The 18,745-nt window shown below is 75.5% G+C and carries 12 protein-coding genes; 5 read left to right on the top strand and 7 right to left on the bottom strand.

From position 1 onward, the window contains the following. The first annotated feature begins 169 nt into the window (after positions 1 to 169). Complete coding sequence (locus ACRYRX_RS20385) at positions 170 to 2,515, top strand: fibronectin type III domain-containing protein (protein WP_432514929.1); 2,346 nt, start codon at positions 170 to 172, stop codon at positions 2,513 to 2,515. Beyond that, positions 2,509 to 4,068: a GGDEF domain-containing protein gene (locus ACRYRX_RS20380; RefSeq protein WP_432514927.1), complete on the top strand. Its 1,560-nt coding sequence runs from the start codon at positions 2,509 to 2,511 to the stop codon at positions 4,066 to 4,068. Before ACRYRX_RS20385 ends, ACRYRX_RS20380 begins: the two co-directional genes overlap by 7 nt. Here the strand turns inward: ACRYRX_RS20380 and ACRYRX_RS20375 are convergent. From ACRYRX_RS20375 to selA, 3 genes are read right to left on the bottom strand one after another with little or no spacing between them, the layout of a single operon-like run. Beyond that, on the bottom strand, positions 3,995 to 5,152 hold the full coding sequence (locus ACRYRX_RS20375; protein ID WP_432514952.1) for an anhydro-N-acetylmuramic acid kinase: 1,158 nt from the start codon (positions 5,150 to 5,152) through the stop codon (positions 3,995 to 3,997). The genes ACRYRX_RS20380 and ACRYRX_RS20375 overlap by 74 nt on opposite strands. Positions 5,153 to 5,154: 2 nt before the next feature. Continuing rightward, a complete protein-coding gene (locus ACRYRX_RS20370) occupies positions 5,155 to 6,918 on the bottom strand; it encodes a SelB domain-containing protein (protein ID WP_432514924.1) in 1,764 nt (587 codons plus the stop codon). Further along, positions 6,918 to 8,219: an L-seryl-tRNA(Sec) selenium transferase gene (selA, locus tag ACRYRX_RS20365; protein WP_432514951.1), complete on the bottom strand. Its 1,302-nt coding sequence runs from the start codon at positions 8,217 to 8,219 to the stop codon at positions 6,918 to 6,920. Before selA ends, ACRYRX_RS20370 begins: the two co-directional genes overlap by 1 nt. Before the next feature lie 446 nt (positions 8,220 to 8,665). On the opposite strand from selA, the gene ACRYRX_RS20360 reads away from it, so the two are divergent. Continuing rightward, positions 8,666 to 9,724 carry an Ldh family oxidoreductase gene (locus ACRYRX_RS20360; protein ID WP_432514922.1) on the top strand — a complete coding sequence of 353 codons (1,059 nt, stop codon included), beginning with the start codon at positions 8,666 to 8,668 and terminating at the stop codon, positions 9,722 to 9,724. Between the two features lie 45 nt (positions 9,725 to 9,769). Then, positions 9,770 to 10,585, top strand: a complete 816-nt coding sequence (locus ACRYRX_RS20355) for a sugar phosphate isomerase/epimerase family protein (RefSeq protein ID WP_432514920.1) — start codon at positions 9,770 to 9,772, stop codon at positions 10,583 to 10,585. A 68-nt stretch (positions 10,586 to 10,653) separates the two neighbouring features. Here the strand turns inward: ACRYRX_RS20355 and acnA are convergent, their stop codons facing one another. From acnA to ACRYRX_RS20335, 4 genes are all read right to left on the bottom strand, one after another. Beyond that, the gene (acnA, locus tag ACRYRX_RS20350) at positions 10,654 to 13,332 is read right to left on the bottom strand and encodes an aconitate hydratase AcnA (protein WP_432514918.1); all 2,679 of its coding nucleotides are present in this window, start codon (positions 13,330 to 13,332) and stop codon (positions 10,654 to 10,656) included. Between the two features lie 65 nt (positions 13,333 to 13,397). Continuing rightward, positions 13,398 to 14,522 carry an ABC transporter ATP-binding protein gene (locus ACRYRX_RS20345; RefSeq protein ID WP_432514916.1) on the bottom strand — a complete coding sequence of 375 codons (1,125 nt, stop codon included), beginning with the start codon at positions 14,520 to 14,522 and terminating at the stop codon, positions 13,398 to 13,400. Further along, a complete protein-coding gene (locus ACRYRX_RS20340) occupies positions 14,515 to 16,278 on the bottom strand; it encodes an ABC transporter permease (RefSeq protein WP_432514914.1) in 1,764 nt (587 codons plus the stop codon). Before ACRYRX_RS20340 ends, ACRYRX_RS20345 begins: the two co-directional genes overlap by 8 nt. Positions 16,279 to 16,308: 30 nt before the next feature. Beyond that, positions 16,309 to 17,496: an ABC transporter substrate-binding protein gene (locus tag ACRYRX_RS20335; protein ID WP_432514911.1), complete on the bottom strand. Its 1,188-nt coding sequence runs from the start codon at positions 17,494 to 17,496 to the stop codon at positions 16,309 to 16,311. Between the two features lie 228 nt (positions 17,497 to 17,724). Between ACRYRX_RS20335 and ACRYRX_RS20330 the strand changes: the two genes are divergently transcribed. Beyond that, positions 17,725 to 18,399 (top strand): GntR family transcriptional regulator, encoded by a 675-nt coding sequence (locus ACRYRX_RS20330; protein ID WP_432514909.1) that lies wholly within the window; start codon positions 17,725 to 17,727, stop codon positions 18,397 to 18,399. The last annotated feature ends 346 nt before the right edge of the window (positions 18,400 to 18,745 follow it).

The raw sequence follows: 18,745 nt of genomic DNA, 5'->3' as shown, positions 1-18,745 counted from the left end.
CGCACCCGGCGGTGACCGCCCGGGTCCGACCCCACCCGGGCGGTCGCCGGCCGGGCCACCTGCCCGGCCCAGCGCACGGGCACCGCCGTCACGGAGGTTGAACGTGCAACGTTCGGCCGGGTGGTGGACACCCCCTCCACCGGGCCCGCCGGGCGGCCGATCCCCCACCGTGACGTCCTGCAGGCAGCACCGGCCGCCGCGGCCCCGCGGCCGCGCCGCGGCCCTCCTCGTCGTCACCGCCGTGCTCGCCGCCCTCGGTCTCGCGCCCGCCGCGCACGCCACCACCCCGACCGGCCCGGGGTACTCCGAGACCGTCGTCGCCGACAACACCGGCCTCGGCGGCGGTGACCCGCTCGCGTTCGACGGGATCGTCGACGTCGCCGTCGACAGCCTCGGCAACGCCTACGTCTCCGACCGGGGCCGCCACGTCGTCTTCCGGATCGACCCGGCGGGCGTGCGGACCGTCGTCGCCGGGACCGGGCGCAACTCCACCACCGGCTCGGACGGCCCGGCCCTGCAGGTCGACCTCGGCGAGCCCTACGGCCTGGCCGTCGACGCCGCCGACAACCTCTACGTCAGCGACCGCACCCAGCACCGCGTCGTCGTGATCACGCCCGGCGGCCGGCTCGCGACCCTCGCGGGCGACGGCACCAGCAGCAAGGTGGGCGGCACCCTGGTCGGGCCGCTGACCGGACCCGCCACCCGGTCGCCGCTGAACCCCATCGAGGTCGCCGTCGGGCCGGACGGGACCGTGTACGCCGTCGACGAGGACGCCTCCGCCGTCGTCGCCGTCCGGGACGGGACCCTGCGCGTCGTGGCCGGCACCGCCGCCGTCAACCCCACGATCGGCGTCACCGGCCGCCCCCTCGACGGTCCCCGCGGGCTGGTCGTGCGCGCCGACGGGAGCCTGCTCGTCAGCAACAAGAACAGCCACGAGGTCGTCTCGATCCGCGGCGGGGTGTCCACCACCGTCGCCGGCGGCCGCCACGGCCCGGTCGTGGCGGGACCGGCCACCGCCAGCGGCATGAAGTACCCCGAGCGCATCGCCCTCGACGAGCAGGGCAACCTCTACGTCGCCGACGCGGGCAACGACACGATCGACGTCGTCGACTCCGACGCCTCGATCCAGGCCCTGCCGGTGACGCTCGACGAGCCCACCGGCGTCGCCGTCGCCGCCGACGGCAGCGTCCTCATCGTCGACCAGTTCAACAAGCGGATCGTGCGCTGGTCCCCCACCCAGCGCCCCGTCATCGACGACGCCACCCTGACGGCGGACGTGGGCGCCTCGGCCCGCGCCGACCTCACCGGCACGTACACCCGCACCTGGAGCCTCGTCGGCGCCGTGCCCGCGGGCCTCACCCTCAGCGGCAGCACCCTGACCTGGACCCCGGCGCGCGCCGGGGCGAGCACCGTGACCGTCCAGGCCTGCGCCTGGCTCTCGCGGTCCTGCGCGCGCCGGGTCGTGCCCCTGACCGGGACCGCGCTGCCGGCCGGCGCCCCCCGGGACGTCGCCGCGGACCTCACCGGCCGGACGGCCACCGTGACGTGGCGGGCGCCGGAGTCCGACGGCGGGTCCGACGTCCTGGACTACGCGCTGACCCTCACCGACGAGGCGACCGGGACGCCCGTGGTGACGGTGGCGGCCGCGACGACGACGGTCCTGGGTCCCCTGTCCCCCGGCCACCGGTACGCCGTGCGCGTCGCGGCCCGCACCGGTGCCGGGCCCGGGGCGGCGTCCGCCCCGGTGACCGTGGACGTGCCCGCCCCGCCCGCGCCGGTCACCGCGCCCACCCCGAGCCCCAGCACGCCGGTCGCCGTCCCGACGCCCACGCCCACGCCCACGCCGACGACCAGTGCCCCGGCGCCGCGGCCCACCGCCGTCCCCGCCGTCCCCGTGGCCCCCGCGCCGTCCGGGCGACCGTCGCCGGCCACGGCGGCCAGCGCTCCCCCGGCCCCCGCGCCGGCCCCCACCGCGACACCCGTCCCCACCCGGTCGGCGACGGCCGTCGCGGTCGCCCGGCCCACCACGCCGGCGCGCCCCGCAACGGGTTCCCCGGCGAGTTCCCCGGCGAGTTCCCCGACCGGTTCACCCACCGGTTCGCCGACGTCGCGGCCCGCCCCGGCGACGGCGAGCACCACGGCGAGCCCTCCCACGAGCCCCGCGGCGGGAGCGGCGGCCCCGCCCCCCGCGGCGACCCCGACCGCACCCACCGGACCGACGGCTCCGGCGACCCCCGCGACACCGGCACCGCCCGCCGCCGCGTCCCGTCCCCTGCTGGACCGCCTCCCCGCGGCGCTGGCCGCCCCGGCGCGCGCCCTCGCGACGGTCGGCGTCGCGGTCGTCCGCCACGCCGAGTACCCCTCCGCGGTGCTGGCCCTGGCCGGGTTCTTCCTGCTGGTCCAGCGCCGCATCGACCGCGACGACCCCAAGCTCGCGCTGGCCCCGGTCGTCCCCGACGACCGGGTGCCCTTCGAACCCCGTGACCCGCAGCGCCCGGAGGTGCCGACGTGGTGAACCCCGGTGGTGACGCCACCCTCGTCCCGTTGTCGGACCGGGTGCGCTGGACGGCGGTCCTGCGCCTGCTGCTGGTCGTCACGACGGCCGCCCTGTGGTGGTCCGGTGACCGCGACCCCGCCACGGCCCGGCTGCTCGCCGCCGTCGGCGCGGGTCACCTCCTGCTGACCGGCGCCCTGCTGCTGGCCCGGGCGGGCCGGTCGGCGACCCGGGCCGGGCTGGACGCCGGTCTGCTGCTGGACAGCGTCGCGCTCGTCGTCACCGTCCACGCGCTCGGCGGCGTGCAGACGCCGGCGGCGGCGCTGTTCGCCCTGCACGCGGCGGGCGCGACGCTGCTCACCTCCTTCCGCACGGGGGTGAAGGTCGCGGGGGCGCACACGGTGGCCGTGCTGTGCCTCGTGCAGGCCCAGGCCACCGGCGTCCTCGCCGGCGGCCCCGACGTGGGGGCGTTCCCCGGGGACTTCACGGGATTCACGGCGCTGCTGTGGGCGACGACCCTGGGCACGGCGACCTTCGCGGCCGTCAACGAGCGGGAACTGCGCCGCCGCCGACGCGACGCGGAGGTGCTGCACCGGTTGCTGGCCGACCTCGTCGGCGTCGGCGACCGCGCCCGGGTGGCGTCGCGGCTGGCGCGGTTCGCCCGCGAGGAGCTGCCGGCCGAGCGGGCGCTGGTGGTCCTGGCCGGGGAGGGGGACGGCGCGGGCGAGGACGTCGCGCTGGTGCCCGCCCGGGAGGTCGACGAGGTGCTGCGGCGCGCCGGGCAGGAGGCCCGGCCGGTGCTGGTCGACGCGCTCGACCCCGTCCGGGACCCGTGGCTGGCCCGCCGGTGGCCGCGGGCGCGGGGGGTGGTCGTCGTCCCGCTGCCGCCGGGGGCCGGGCGCGGCTGGCTCGCGGCCGACCTCGGCGAGGCGCGGGGGACGGTCCGGGCGCGGGGTCTGGAGCGCCGGGCGCTGCGGGCGCTGGAGCAGGCGGTGTCGCACGCGGCGCTGGCGCTGTCGCGCGCGGACGCGCTGGAGGCGCTGCGGCGCGCGGCGACGCTGGACGGGCTGACGGGGGTGGCGAACCGGCGCACCCTCGACGAGGCCCTGGCCCGGGCGGTCGCCGACCCCGGCGCGGCGCCGCTGTCGGTGGCGCTGCTGGACGTGGACCACTTCAAGGCCGTCAACGACCGGTACGGGCACCAGGCCGGTGACGAGGTCCTGCGGGCGGTCGCCGCGGCGGCGGCCTCGGTGGTGCGCGAGGGCGACCTGGTCGCCCGATACGGCGGGGAGGAGTTCGCGGTGCTGCTGCCCCGGACGACGCCCGCGCAGGCGCAGGTCCTGGTGGAGCGGTTGCGCGCCGCGGTCGCGGCGGGCACCGAGCCGAGGGTCACGTGCAGCGTCGGCATCGCCGCCGCCGACGGGGACGCGGCGCAGGTGCTGGCCGCGGCCGACCGCGCGCTCTACGCGGCCAAGGCCGCCGGCCGGGACCGCAACGTGGTCAGCCCAGCCGCAGCTGCCCGGGCCAGCGCGGCAGCGCCGGGACGGCGGGCAGACCCCGCCGTCCGGGGGTGAGGCGCCCCAGCACCCGCTCACCGCTGGCCCCGGTGCAGCTGGGGACGTTGCCGGGCAGGCCGTGCAGGGTCGCCCAGCCCAGCAGCGCGAAGGCCACGGCCTCCTTGTCGTCGGCGGGGCAGTCGAGGTCGTCGGAGCCGGTGACCTGCACGCCGGGCAGGTGGCGGGCGATCGCGGCGAGCAGGACCGGGTTGCGCACGCCGCCGCCGGAGGCGAAGACCCGCGCGACGCCGACCGGGGCCAGCGCCGCGGCCACCGTGCGGGCGGTGAGCTCGGTGAGGGTGGCGACGAGGTCGGTCAGCGGGAGCTCGCGCCCCCGCAGCACCTCGGCGACGTACCCGGCGTGGAACAGCTCCTTGCCGCAGCTCTTGGGGGCGGGCCGGGCGTAGTAGGGGTCGGCGAGGAAGCGGGCCAGGAGCTCGCCGTCGACCCGGCCGGAGGCGGCGAGGCGGCCGTCGCGGTCGAAGACGTCGGGGTGGCCGGGGTCGGCGGCCACGACGGCGTCGACGAGCGCGTTGGCGGGGCCGGTGTCCCAGGCCACCGGTTCGGCGCCGGGAGCGCAGACGGTCACGTTGGCGATGCCGCCGAGGTTGAGGGCCGCGACCGTCTCCCCGCGCTCGGTGAACGGCGCGAGCAGCATCCGGTCCAGCAGCGGCACCAGCGGCGCGCCCTGCCCCCCGGCGGCCACGTCGGCCGCGCGCAGGTCCGAGACGACCGGCACCCCGGTGGCCTCGGCGATCCAGGCCGGCTGCCCCAGTTGCAGGGTCCCGCGCACCGTCCCGTCCTGCACCCAGTGGAAGACGGTCTGCCCGTGGCTGCACACCGCGTCGACCTCCTGCGCGACGGAGGCGGCGGCCGCGGCGAACTCCCGGCCGATGCCGGTGTCGAGGGCGCAGACCTCGGCGAGCCCGGGCCGGGCGGGCGGCAGCGCGGCGACCAGGGCGGCCCGCAGCGCCGGGGAGTAGGGGACGCTGCGCCGTTCCTCGATCCGGGCGTGCAGCACGTCCCCGTCGGGGGTGAACTCGACCACGGCGAGGTCGATGCCGTCGTGGGAGGTCCCCGACAGCATCCCCAGGACCCGCACGCTCACCGCCCCGTCAGCCGGCGCCGGTCGTCGGCGTCGCGCGCGGTGGCCCCGGCGGCGTCGAGGGCTTCCAGCAGCGGCACCGCCACCCGGCGGGAGGTCCCCAGCGCGCGGCGGGCCTCGCTCATCGAGAACGGTTGCGGCACGGCGCGCAGGGCGTCCACCGCGCGGGCCCGGTACCCGGGGGCCAGGACGATGCCCTCCGCGACGCGTTCCAGCCGGCCGGCGCGGACCGCGGCGGCCAGTTCGGGACGGCCCAGGCGCAGTTCCCGCAGGCGCTCGACGTCGGGCGCGGCGAAGGGCTCGCGCCGCAGGTCGGCCAGCACGAGGGCGACGGACCGCTCCACCGCGGCGGGCAGGTCGTCGGTGCGTTCCACGACCCGCCCGCCGGAGACCCGCAGCGGGGCCGCGACGAGCGCCTCGACGAGTTCGAGCGCGGGCAGCCCGAGGGCGCGCCGGGCCTGTTCGAGCGTCGGGCCGGGGTGCAGCGGGTCGGTGGCGCCGAACCCGGCGACCAGGGCCCGCAGCCGCTCGGCCCGCCCGGCCCAGAACCCCGGGTCGGCGTACCAGTCGCCCGCGACGGGCGTCCCGGCCGGTTCGACCCCCATCGCCCGCAGGTGCCGGCCGCTGACCAGCCGCCGCCGCCGCAGTTCCCCGGCCGCGTCGGGCGCGCCGCTCACCCCGGCCAGCTCGGCGGCCCGGGCGGCGGCGGCCCCGCGCCGGCGCAGCGGGGGCGGGTCCACGTCCAGGGCGGTGGCCGCGCCCAGCACGACGTGGCGGGCCGGGTCGCGCAGCAGCAGCCGGTCCCCCACCCGCAGCGGCAGCGCGGTGCGCGACCGCAGGCGCAGCAGCGCCTCCGCGCCGTCCCCGCCCAGCGGCCGGACGTGCACCGGGACCGCCGCCGACCCCAGGTGCGCGACGAGCTGCGCGGGCACCGGCTCCCCGTCCCCCGCCACGGCCAGCCGGACGTCGAGGACGTCGGTCTCGCGGTGGGTGCCCGGGGTCAGCAGGGCGTCCCCGCGCCCGACGTCGCGCCGGTCCACGCCCCGCAGGTTCAGCGCCACCCGGGCCACGGCGTCCACGTGCGGGACGTCGCGCTCCAGGGACTGCACGCCGCGGACGTGGACGGTCCGCTCCCCCAGACGCAGCTCGTCGCCCACGGCGATCCGCCCCGCCGACAGCGTTCCGGTGACGACCGTCCCGGCCCCGGTGACGGTGAAGCTGCGGTCGACCCAGAACCGCACGGGCGCACGGACGTCCGGGGCCGGCACCCCCACCAGGACCCGCGCCAGCGTCGCGCGCACCTCCTCCAGGCCCGCACCCGTCACCGCGCTGCACGCGGCGGCGGGCACGTCCCCGAGGCTGCTGGCGCGCAGCTCGGCCAGCGCCCGCTCCCGCGCGGGCGCGGGGTCGGCCAGGTCGGCGCGGGTCACCACGAGCAGCCCGTGCCGCACGCCGAGGGCGTCCAGGGCCGCGAGGTGCTCGGCGGACTGCGGCATCCACCCGCCGTCGGCGGCGACGACGAACACCGCCACCGGCACCGGGCCGACCCCGGCGAGCATCGTCGGGACGAACCGCTCGTGGCCGGGGACGTCGACGAACGCGACCGGCCCGGCGCCGTCGAGCTCCGTCCACGCGAAACCCAGGTCCAGGGTCAGCCCGCGCCGCTTCTCCTCGGCGTAGCGGTCGGGGTCGCGGCCGGTGAGGGCGCGCACGAGGGTGGACTTGCCGTGGTCGACGTGCCCGGCGGTGGCGACGACGTGCATCAGCCGCGCCCCCCGGCGACCGCGACGACGGCTGCGGTGACCTGCGCGTCGGCGCCGGGGGGCACCGTCCGCAGGTCCAGCAGCAACCGCCCGCCCTCGACGCGCCCGGCCACCGGCTGGGCCCCGGTGCGCAGCGGCACGGCGAGCCTGGCCGGCAGCGACACCACCCACGACGGCAGGTCCACCCCGGGGGCCCCGCCCCCGCCGACGACCGCCACCGAACGTTCCACCCGGGCGTCGATCCCGTTGCCGCGCAGGGATCCCGCCACGTCCTCGGTACGCCGGTGCAGGGCGCCGGGATCGGCGTGCACCGCGTCGCGGGTCGGGTTCGGCGCCGACCGCAGGGTCGCCTCCAGGGCGGCGAGGGTGAGCTTGTCGACCCGCAGCGCCCGCGCCAGCGGGTGCCGCCGCAACCGCTCCACCAGGTCCGCGTCGCCCAGCAGCAACCCCGCCTGCGGCCCGCCGAGCAGCTTGTCCCCCGAGGCGGTGACGAGGTGGGCGCCCTCGCGCAGCGCCGACGCCGCGTCCGGTTCGGCCGGCAGCGCGGGGTCGGGGGCGAGCAGGCCGGAGCCGATGTCGACGACGACGGGGACCCCGAGGTCGCGCAGCTGCCCCGGCTCCACCCCCGCGGTGAACCCGGTGACGACGAAGTTCGACGGGTGCACCTTCAGGACGAACCCGGTGCCGGGCCCGACCGCGGCCCGGTAGTCGGCGAGCGAGGTCCGGTTCGTCGTCCCGACCTCCCGCAGCCGCGCCCCGGTGGAGACCAGCAGGTCCGGCAGCCGGAACCCGTCGCCGATCTCGACGAGCTCACCGCGGCTGACGACGATCTCCTTCCCGGCGGCCAGCGCCGTCGCGGCCAGCACGAGCGCGGCGGCGCCGTTGTTCACGACGTGCACGTCCCCGGCGGCCGGGACGGCGGCCCGCAGCGCGGCGAGCGTGCCGCGCCCGCGCCGGGCCCGACGGCCGGTGGTCAGGTCCATCTCGACGTCGGTGGCGCCGGCGGCGGTGACGACCGCCTCGACCGCGGCGGCCGACAGCTGCGCGCGCCCCAGGTTGGTGTGCAGGACCGCCCCGGTGGCGTTGAGCACCCGGCGCAGCGTCGTCCCGGCCGGCGGCAGCGCGGCCAGGACGAGGTCGACGGCGTCGGAGGCGGGCGCCTCGCCGTCGCGGACGCGCTGCTGGACGGCGCGCACGACGTCCTTGACGGCGTCGCGCCCGCGTTCGCGCACGGCGCCGGCCAGCCGCGGGTCGTCGAGCACGGCGTCGGTGCGGGGGACGGTCCGGCGGGGGTCGGGCAGCACGCCGCCGAACCTACCCCCGGGCGGGTCGCGCGGGCCGGGTCGGCGTCGTCCCCGTGGTCCCCCGTCGTCCCGTCATCCCGTCGTCGCTGCCCGTGCAGGTTGCAACGGAGTGGTCGGGGAACCGCGGCGCACCGGGGGAGTTCCGAGGGAGCCGGTCCGGCGTCCGTGCTCGACCCACCGCGCGACCCGGCGTCCCGGGTCCGTTCGGAGCGCGCCCGACGCTCTGCCGCGCAACGGGTCTGGGCGATGGTGACGGGTTCTCCCGTCGGCGCGGACCTCCGGCGGGACGGCGGGGAGCACCTCTCCCCGCGTCGCGGAGAACCCCCGGGAACTCCCCGGAAGTCTTATAACGGATCCTTCCGCGCACCGACGGCCCCTGGTACGGTCGGGGAACCGTCGGTCCGCCTCCCGGGCGCCCCGACCCGTCAACCGGTGGTGGGGCGATGACGAACGACATGGTGGTCGGTTCCGAGGAACTCCTGGACTTCGCGGCCGCGGTCCTGCGGTCCCTGGGGGTTCCCCCCGACGACGCGCACCTGGTCGCCGACAGCCTGGTCGTGGCCGAGACGTGGGGGCACCCCTCCCACGGCCTCCTGCGCTTGTCCTGGTACGTCGACCGGCTCCGGTCGGGGGCGGTGAAACCCGTCACCGAGGTCGAGACGCTGACCGACACCGGTCCGCTCGTGCACCTCGACGGTCACGACGGGATCGGTCAGGTGATCACGGCGTACGCCGTGGACCTGGCCGTCGAACGGGCCAAGCAGTCGGGTGTCGGCGTCGTCGGGGTCCGCAACTCCAACCACTTCGGCACCGCCGCCTACTTCACGCGGCGAGCGGCCCGCAGCGGGTGCGCGGCCATCCTGACGACCAACGGCAGCCCCGCCATGGCCCCCTGGAACGGCATGGACAAGGTGGTCGGCGCCAACCCCTGGTCCTTCGCGGCACCCGACGGTGCCGGTGACGTCACCGTCGTCGACATCGCGAACACCGGCGTCGCCCGCGGGAAGGTCTACGCCGCAGCCGAGAAGGGCGTGGACATCCCTCCCGGCTGGGCGCTCGACAAGCACGGCCGACCCACGACGGACCCCGCGGCCGCCCTCGACGACGGCGTCATCCTGCCCATGGCCGGTCACAAGGGGTACGCCGTGTCGTTCCTCATGGACGTGTTCTCCGGCGTCCTGACCGGCAGTTCCTACGGCCGCGCCGTCGGAGGGCCCTGGCAGCCCACCGCGCACAGCGGTGCCGGGCACCTGGTCATCGCCCTCGACATCGAACGCTTCCAGCCGCTGGACGTCTTCGGCGAGCGCGTCCAGGACCTCATCTCCCAGGTGCGTTCGGCACGCCCCGTCCCGGGGGCGGGCGGGATCCTCTACCCGGGCGAGCTGGAGAACCGCAACGCCGCCGCGGCGCGGACGATCACCCTGCCCCACCGGACCGTCCAGGGCCTGGAGCAGCTGGCCCGGGAGACCGGTGTGGGGCTGCCCCCCACCACCGCGCCCTGACCGTCGCGCCCTGACCGTCGAGGCGCACCGCGCCGAGGAGAGCCCGTGCTGACGTGGTCCTACCCCTACGCCACCCCCGACACCCGCGGACCCGCGATGGGCGCCACCGGTGACGCGTCCGCCGTGCTGGACGCGCTCGCCGCGGCCGGCTACCGGGGGGTCGAGCTCCTCGTCCGGGACCCCCGCGCCGTCGACGTGCCGGCGGTGCGGGCGGCGCTGGCCGGCTCGGGGCTGGTCGTGGCCGCCATCGGCACCGGTCCCGTCGTGGCCGACGACCGGCTGACGCTGGCCGACGCCGACGGGACAGTCCGCCGCCGGGCCGTCGACCGGGCGCGCAGCGCCGTCGACCTGGCCGCCGAGCTCGGGGGTCACGTGGCGATCGGGAAGCTGCGCGGGAGCCTGGGGGACGACCCCGACCGGGCGTGGGACCACCTGCGGGCCGGGCTGTCCGTGGTGGCCGGGCACGCCGGGTCCGCCGGGGTCGTCGTGGTCCTGGAACCCCAGGGTCCCGCGACGATGGACAACCTCACCACCACCGAGGAGGGCCTGGGGTTCGTCCGCGACCTCGCCCTGCCCTCGGTCGCGCTCATGCTCGACCTGCTCCACGTCGAAGCCGCCGACCCGGCTCCGGTGCGCAGCTGGGCCGCAGCCGGTGAGCACCTGCGGTACGTGCACGTCGCCGACAGCGGCCGCGCGGCACCGGGCCGCGGGGGCTTCGACCTCCCGGCCCACCTGGCCGCCCTGGAGGCCACCGGGTACGACGGTTTCGCGACGGTGGAGATCGCTCAGGGCGCCGATCCGCTCGTGACCGCCCGGGAGGCGATCCGGTACGTGAGCGGCCTGACCGGCGCGCCCGGCTGAGGACCGCCACCGGGCGCCGGGGGTGGAGCGGCGGGCCGGTGCCCGCCGCTCCACCCCCGCGGCGCGCCTCAGACCGGCTGCAGGTCGCGCTGGAGCACCTGCCGCACCACGAACGGCAGGATGCCCCCGTGCCGCACGTACTCGGCCTCGCGGGCCGTGTCGAGCCGCAGCAGGACCTCGAACTCCCGCTCCCCCGCGCGCACCGTGACGGTGCGCGGAGCGGTGCCGCCACCGATCGCCGCCAGGCCCAGGACGTCGATCTCCTCCTGTCCCGTGAGTCCCAGGCTGTCCGCGCTGTCCCCGTCGAGGAACTGCAGCGGCACCACGCCCATGCCGATGAGGTTGGACCGGTGGATGCGCTCGAACGACTGGGCCAGCACCGCGCGCACGCCGAGCAGCGCGGGTCCCTTGGCGGCCCAGTCCCGCGACGATCCCGTCCCGTACTCCCGGCCGGCCACGACGACCGTCGGGATGCCCGCCGCCCGGTAGTTCGCCGCGGCGTCGAAGACGGTCGCGACCTCCCCGGTGGTCGCGTCGCGGGTGGATCCGCCCTCGACGCCGGGCACGAGGCGGTTGCGCAGCCGGACGTTGGCGAAGCAGCCGCGCATCATGACCTCGTGGTTCCCGCGGCGGGAGGCGTACGTGTTGAGTTCCCGGCGCGGCACCCCGAGCGCCGTGAGGTGCCGGCCGGCGGCCGTGTGGACGGGGATGGCCCCGGCCGGTGAGATGTGGTCGGTCGTCACCGAGTCACCCAGCCACACCAGCACGCGGGCGCCCCGGACGTCCGCGACCCCTTCCGGTTCCAGGGACATGCCGTGGAAGTAGGGCGGTTCGCGCAGGTACGTCGAGGCCTCGTCCCACGGGAACACCGGCCCGGCGGGGGCGGGGACCCCGCGCCAGCGCTCGTCGCCGCCGAAGACGTCGGCGTAGACGCGGCGGAAGCTGTCGGGGTCGAGGGTCGCCTCGATGACGGAGGCGATCTCCTGCGGTCGCGGCCACAGGTCGGCCAGCAGCACCGGCCGGCCGGCCGGGTCGTACCCGAGGGGTTCGGTGACCAGGTCGAGGTCCATCGTCCCCGCCAGCGCGTAGGCGACCACCAGCGGCGGCGACGCGAGGTAGTTCATCCGGACGTCGGGGTTGATCCGGCCGTCGAAGTTGCGGTTCCCGGACAGGACCGAGACGACGGCCAGGTCGTGCTCGTCGACGGCCCGGGTGACCTCCTCCACCAGGGGGCCGGACGCGCCGATGCAGGTCATGCACCCGTACCCGGCCAGGTGGAAACCCAGGGCTTCCAGGGGGGCGGTGAGCCCGGCCGCGTCGAGGTAGTCGGTGACGACCCGCGATCCCGGCGACAGGCTGGTCTTGACCCACGGCTTGCTGCGCAGGCCCCGGGCCACCGCGTTGCGGGCCAGCAGTCCGGCCGCGACCATGACGGCGGGGTTGGAGGTGTTGGTGCACGAGGTGATCGCGGCGATGGCGACCGCGCCGTGGGTGATCTCCGCCTCCCCCCGGGGCAGCGCCAGGGTCACCGGCGCGTCGCCGGCCGCACCCGGCCTCCCCGTCCCCGACAGGGTGGCCGGCAGGGCATCGCGGAACCCGTCGCGCGCTGCCGTCAGGGGGACCCGGTCCTGCGGCCGGCGGGGGCCGGCCAGGGACGGCACGACGGTGGCGAGGTCGAGGGTGAGTTCCTCCGTGTAGCGCAGCCGGGCGGACGGGTCGTGCCACAGGCCCTGCTCCCGCGCGTAGGCCTCGACCAGGTCGACCCGCCGCCGGTCGCGGCCGGTGAAGTCCAGGTACCGGATCGTCTCCTCGTCGATCGGGAAGTAGGCGCAGGTGGCGCCGAACTCCGGGGCCATGTTCGAGATGGTCAACCGGTCGGCCAGCGGCAGCGCCGCGACCCCCCGTCCGTGGAACTCGACGAACTTGCCCACGACACCGTGCCCGCGCAGGAGCTCGGTGACGGTCAGGACGAGGTCGGTCGCCGTCGTCCCGGCCGGCAGGGCGCCGGTGAGCTCGAACCCGACGACGCGGGGCAGCAGCATGGACAGGCTCTCCCCCAGCATCACCGCCTCGGCCTCGATGCCCCCGATGCCCCACGCCAGGACGCCCAGACCGTTGGCCATGGTGGTGTGCGAGTCGGTGCCCAGGCACACGTCGGGGAAGGCCCAGCCGTCCTGCTCGAAGACCACCCGGGACAGGTTCTCCACGTTGACCTGGTGCATGATGCCGGTCCCCGGCGGCACGACCGCGAAGTCGTCCAGGGACTGCTGCGCCCACTTCAGCAGCCGGTAGCGCTCGGCGTTGCGGGCGTACTCGTGCTCGACGTTCCGCGCGGCCGCGTCGGGCGTGCCGAAGACGTCGACGATCACCGAGTGGTCGACGACGAGCTCGGAGGGGATCCGCGGGTTCACCGCGGCCGGGTCGCCGCCGAGGTCGGCCACGGCCCGGCGCATGGCCGCCAGGTCGACGACCGTCGGCACGCCGTTGGTGTCGTGCAGGAACGTCCGGGCCGGGTGCAGGTCCACCGCGCGCCCGAACGACTCCTCGTCCCCCCAGGCCAGCAGGGCCTCGACCTGGGCGGCGTCCACGCGGTCCCCGTCCTCGTGGCGCAGGACGTTCTCCAGCACGATGCGCAGCGAGTAGGGCAGGTCCGGCGGGGCCAGGCCCGCCAGCCGGTGGATGCGGTGGTGCTCACCCCCCACGACCAGTTCCCCGATCGTCCCGAAGCTGTTCCCGGTTCGTCCCACCGGGGTCGTCCTGCTCTGCACCCTCGTCCTGCCCGTCTCGATCGCCACCGGCCCGCCCGTCCGCCTCAGACCGTCATCAGTTCCTCGGCCTCCTCGGGCACCACGTCGTCGGCCCGCGGGAAGACGAGGACGTCCTGCGGGGACACGACCAGGCGGGCCGCCCCGTGCAGTCCGCCGCGCGCGTTCTCCACCTGCACCGTGTGCCGGCCCAGGCGGACGACGTACTCGAAGCGGGAGCCGACGTAGGACTCGGTGAGGACGTCGACGTCGAGCACGACCGCGCCGGTGCCCGCGCCGTCCGCCGCGGCCACGACCGCCAGCCGTTCCGGGCGGATCGCCAGGGTGACCTCGTCCCCCGCGGCCCAGCCGGTGGCCGCCGCGTGGACCACGTCGCCGCTGGTGTCCAGGCGCACGCTGGTCAGGTCCCCGTCCACGCCGGCCACGGTGCCGTGCAGGAAGTTGCACTTGCCCACGAACGCCGCCACCTGCGCCGTCGCGGGGCGTTCGTAGACCGCCGCCGGGGTGTCGACCTGCAGCATGCGGCCACCGGCCATCACCGCGATGCGGTCGCTGAGGGCCAGCGCCTCGTCCTGGTCGTGCGTCACGTAGACGGTGGTGATGCCCAGCTCGGACTGCAGCCGCTTCAACCAGGCCCGGGCCTGCTCACGCAGCTTCGCGTCCAGGTTGGACAGCGGTTCGTCGAGCAGCAGGACCGACGGGGAGTACACCAGCGCGCGGGCCAGGGCGACGCGCTGCTGCTGGCCGCCGGACAACTGGTGCGGGTACCGGTCGGCCAGGTGGGTCAGGCCCACCTTGCCGAGCGCTTCCTCGATGCGGCGGCGGGCGGCCCCCCGCTCCACCTTGCGGATCTTCAGGGGCATCGCCAGGTTCTCCGCGATGCTCATGTGCGGCCACAGGGCGTAGGACTGGAACACCATCCCGAGGTTGCGTTCCTCGGGGACGAGGAACGTCCCGCGCTCGGTGTCGACGAACTGCGTGCTGCCCACGCGGATGCGCCCACCGGAGGGCCGCTCCAGCCCGGCGATGCAGTTCAGCGTGGTCGACTTCCCGCAGCCGCTGGCCCCCAGGAGCGTGAAGAACTCCCCGTCCGCGATGGTGAAGTCGAGCTCCTCCAGCACCGTGGTGGTGCCGAACTGCTTGACCAGTTCCTCGACGACGACCTCAGGCATCCTTGCGCTCCCTCATGAGCAGTCCGGCGACGGCGACGACGACGGCGGTGATGGCGATCTGGATCGTGGCCAGCGCCGCGACCGATCCGGTGTTCCCCTGGACCCACAGTTCCAGCATGGTCGTACCGATGATGTTCGACTGGGCCGACCCCAGGAAGATGGCCGGCGAGTACTCCTTGAGCATGGTGACGAAGACCAGCACGACGGCGCCGATGAACGCCGGGGTCAGCAGCCGGCCCAGGATCCGGGTGAAGGTCTTGACCCAGTCCGCGCCGGACACGCGGGCGGCGTTGTCCAGCTCGGCACCCAGCTGCATGATCGACGGCGCGATCGAACCGAAGGCGGTGGGCAGCGCCCGCAAGCCGAACCCGACGATCAGCGCCAGCAGCGTGCCCTGGACCAGGGCGCCGCCGGGGGCGTACGCGAAGGCCCAGAAGAACCCGATGCCGATGATGAGACCGGGCATCGCCTGCGGCGCCAGCGCCAGGTACTCGACGGCCCGGCCGAACCGGAACGCCGACCGGCGGGCGACGACCACGCCCAGCAGGGCCAGTGCGCTGACCAGGACCGCACCCACGCCCGCGACGACCAGGCTGTTGACGATGGAGTCGACGTAGGCCTGGAACCCGAAGATGCGGGCGTAGTTGTCCGTCGTGAGCGTCTGCAGCGGGCTCTGCAGGGGCGTGAAGATCAGGGTGAACGAGCGGAACACCAGACCGCCGATCGGCAGCAGCGCGCCGAAGACGACGTAGAGCGTGATGAAGGCGACGCTGACCCAGCGGACCCAGCCGAGTTCGAGCTTGCGCGGCCGGGTGGCCTTGCCCCGCACGGACACGAAGCGCTGCGCGTCCTTCAGCAGCTTCGCCTGGACCAGGACCAGCCCGACGGTCACGAGCAGGATGATGCTCGAGGCTGCGCCGAGGATGCCGTAGTCCGGGCGGATCGACTGCAGCCCGTTGGTGTAGAGGAAGGTCGAGAAGACGTCGATGCCGACGGGCTGGCCGTACAGCAGGGGGACGCTGAGGGTCTCCACCGACATCGAGAAGACCAGGATGGAGCTGTAGACCATCGGGGGCCTCAGCATCGGGACGACGACCGTGAACAGGATCCGCAGCGGCCCCGCCCCGCACACCTGGGCGGCCGACTCCAGCGAGGCGTCGGAGTTGCGCAGCGCGTTGGCGCAGAAGACGTAGGCGATGGGGGCCAGCGCGACGGCCTCGGTCAGCGCCATGCCCGGCAGCGAGTACAGGTTCCAGGGGACGTCACCGAACCAGCGGCGCGCCTGAACGCTGACGAAACCCGCCGGACCGTACATGGTGATCCAGCCGAACCCCAGGATGAGGGAGGAGATGAAGAAGGGCCACTGCATGGCCCCGGCGAACACCCGGCCGAGGGGCAGTCTCGTGCGGACCACCACGACGGCCGTCGGCACCGCGATGAGCAGGGTCAGGGCCGTCGTGCCCACCGCGAACAGGGCGGTGTTCAGCACGACCCGGCCGAACCCCGCCTCGGTGAACAGCCGCGCGTAGTTCGACGCGGTGAAGTTCCCGCCGTCGTCGTACAGCGGGGCGTCGCGCAGGGACTGGATGAGCGTGGGCACGACCGGCGCCAGGACGAGGGCGGCCAGGACGAGCAGGACGCCGTACTGGACGACGAGCTCGCGGCGCAGGCCGAGGATCTTCCGGTACCGCGGTGCGGGGAGGGGACCACCGGTGACGGTCGGGTCGGTGGTGGGGGGCGAGGTGACGGTGGCCATGGGTTTCTCCTCCATCGAGGGGTGGGTGGATCAGCTGTCGAGCAAGCCGTTCCAGCGTTCGGTGAAGGCGTCCACCTCGGCCTCCGGGACGAGGGTGAACGGGACCATGACGACGCCGTCCTGGCCGACGGCGGAGAGCACGTCGGCGTAGGTGTGCCGGCCCTCGGCCGACTCCACGTCGTCGCGGTAGGAGGTCAGTCCGCCCTCGGCCGCGGCGGCCTGCCCCTCGGCGGACAGCACGAAGTCGAGGAAGAGCTTGGCGGTGTTCGGGTGCGGGGCCTGCGGTGCGATGGCGATGCCCCGGGGCAGGACGACGGTCCCGTCGTCGGGGAAGACCAGGTCGAACAGGCCACCGCTGTTGGCCTGGACGGGGTAGGCGGGCGCCGCGGAGATGAAGAAGCCGACGACGTACTCACCGGCGAGGATCTTCTCGGTCTGGGTCCCCGACGAGGTCTCCGGCCGGGCCAGCGGCAGGATCGTCTCCAGCGCGGCCCACGTCGAGGGGTCGGCCTGGGTGAAGGCGTGGGACACGGTGAACCCGAACGCACCGCCGACGTCCCGCGTCGTGATCTTGTCCCGGAAGGTGTCCTGGTCGGCGGCGACGAGTTCGGCGAGGTGGGCGATGCCCGTCGGCTTCTCGGACAGCAGGCCGGTGTTGAAGGCGATGGTCATCGGGTCGACCGACAGCGCGTACACGTTCGGGGCGAGCTGCGCGAACTCGGGCAACTTGTCCAGTTCCGGCGAGGCGTACTCCATGACCCGGCCGGGGCTGGAGGTGTACTCCGCCCACGCCTGAGCCGCGTTGGAGACCAGCAGGTCCGCCGGCGAGGAGCCCGTCGCCTGCTCGCTCAGCGCCCGCTGGAACACCTCGTCGCTGTCGAGGTTGTTGGCGTTGACGGCTTCGATCCAGTCGTACTTCTTCTGGAAGTCGCGGAAGATCGGTGCCCAGTTCTCCTGGTCGGTGTTCGAGTAGATGGTGAGTTCCCCGCCCTCGGAACGCGACCCCTCGACGATCCGGCTGTACTCGGCGGGGTAGTGCTCGGGCGTCGTCCCGACCGCGATCTCGTTCACCGGGGGCGCGGCGGAGCTGCCGCTGTCCCCGCCGCAGGCGGCGAGCCCGCCCGCCGCGGAGAGGGCTGCGGCGGACACCAGGGCGGACCGCCGCGTGAACGTCGCGCTGTGCGGGCGAGCGGCGGGCTGCGGTGTCGACAGGTGCATCGTTGCTCCTCGGAGTCGTGGCGACCTCGGCGTCGCTCCGATCGAGCCTGCTGCCTATAAGCTATGTCCGTCAAGGGGGACGGTCCGGTTCCGCACCGGACGGGGCGCTCACGGCGAGGGAGCCGCGAGCGATCGACGTCCGCCCCGCCGCTCCCCCTACCATCGAGGCTCGTCGACCCGTCACCGCGGCGCGTCGAGGTCGACCCGGGAGGAAGTACCACCGTGGAGGTGTTCAACACCAAGAGCGACTACGCCTACACGACGCTGCGGCAGCGGATCCTCGCCGGCCAGTACGAGCCGGGGGCGGTGCTGAACCAGGCCTCGCTCGCCAAGGAGATCGGGATCTCCACCACCCCCCTGCGCGAAGCCTTGCGGCGCTTGATGTCCGAGGGCCTGGTCGAGCTCGACGCCCACCGTGACGCCCGCACGACCCCCCTGACCGCCGAGGAGGCGCGAGACCTCCTGGAGGTGCGTCGCAGCCTCGACCCGCTCGCCGTGTCGCTGGCCGCCGAGCGGCGCACCCGGGCCGATCTCGCCCTGATGCGCGAACTTCTGGAGCGCGTCCACCCCCTCGGCCCGGACCCCGGCTACACCGACCTGATCGCGCACCGGGACTTCCACGCCGCCCTGTACCGGGCCTCGCACAACGACGTGCTCATCAGCACGCTCGACAGCCTGTGGGACAAGGCCGACCGGTACCGCCGCGAGGGCCTGCAGGACGCCCGCAGCCAGGTCGAACGCGACGAGAAGGACGCCGAGCACCACGTCCTCGTCGACCACATCGCCTCCGGGGACGGGGAGGCGGCCGCCGCGGTGATGCTGCGCCACATCGACACCAGCCTGGGCGCCAAGGCCGCTCACCGCCTCAGCGGCGCCGGCGCGCGACGCCCCGCGAACGTCTGACGGACCGGTTCCCCGGCCCCGGCGAAGGCGTTGACCGCGCACCCCGGTCCTTATAGCCTGCATCCGTCCCCGTGCAGGAGCAGCGTCGCTCGCGGTGGCCGGCTCCCCCGCCACTCCGCCCTCGCCCTCCGCTCCGGAGGACCTCACCCCACCCGACCCCGGCGCACCACCGGCACCGGGACGACAGGAAGGCGGAACCCGTGGAAACGCAGACGGCCCAGCAGTACTCCCTGGGGGTCCTGCACGGCGACGGCATCGGCCCGGAGATCGTCCCCGCGTCCGTGAAGATCCTCGACGCGGCGATGGCCGCCGCCGGCGCGGCCCCCATCGCGTGGACCGAACTGCC

It is taken from the genome of Kineococcus lubricus (assembly GCF_050871965.1).
GTDB lineage: Bacteria > Actinomycetota > Actinomycetes > Actinomycetales > Kineococcaceae > Kineococcus.
Note: the sequence above shows the minus strand (reverse complement) of the source record. Positions and strands in the feature narration are given on the sequence as shown.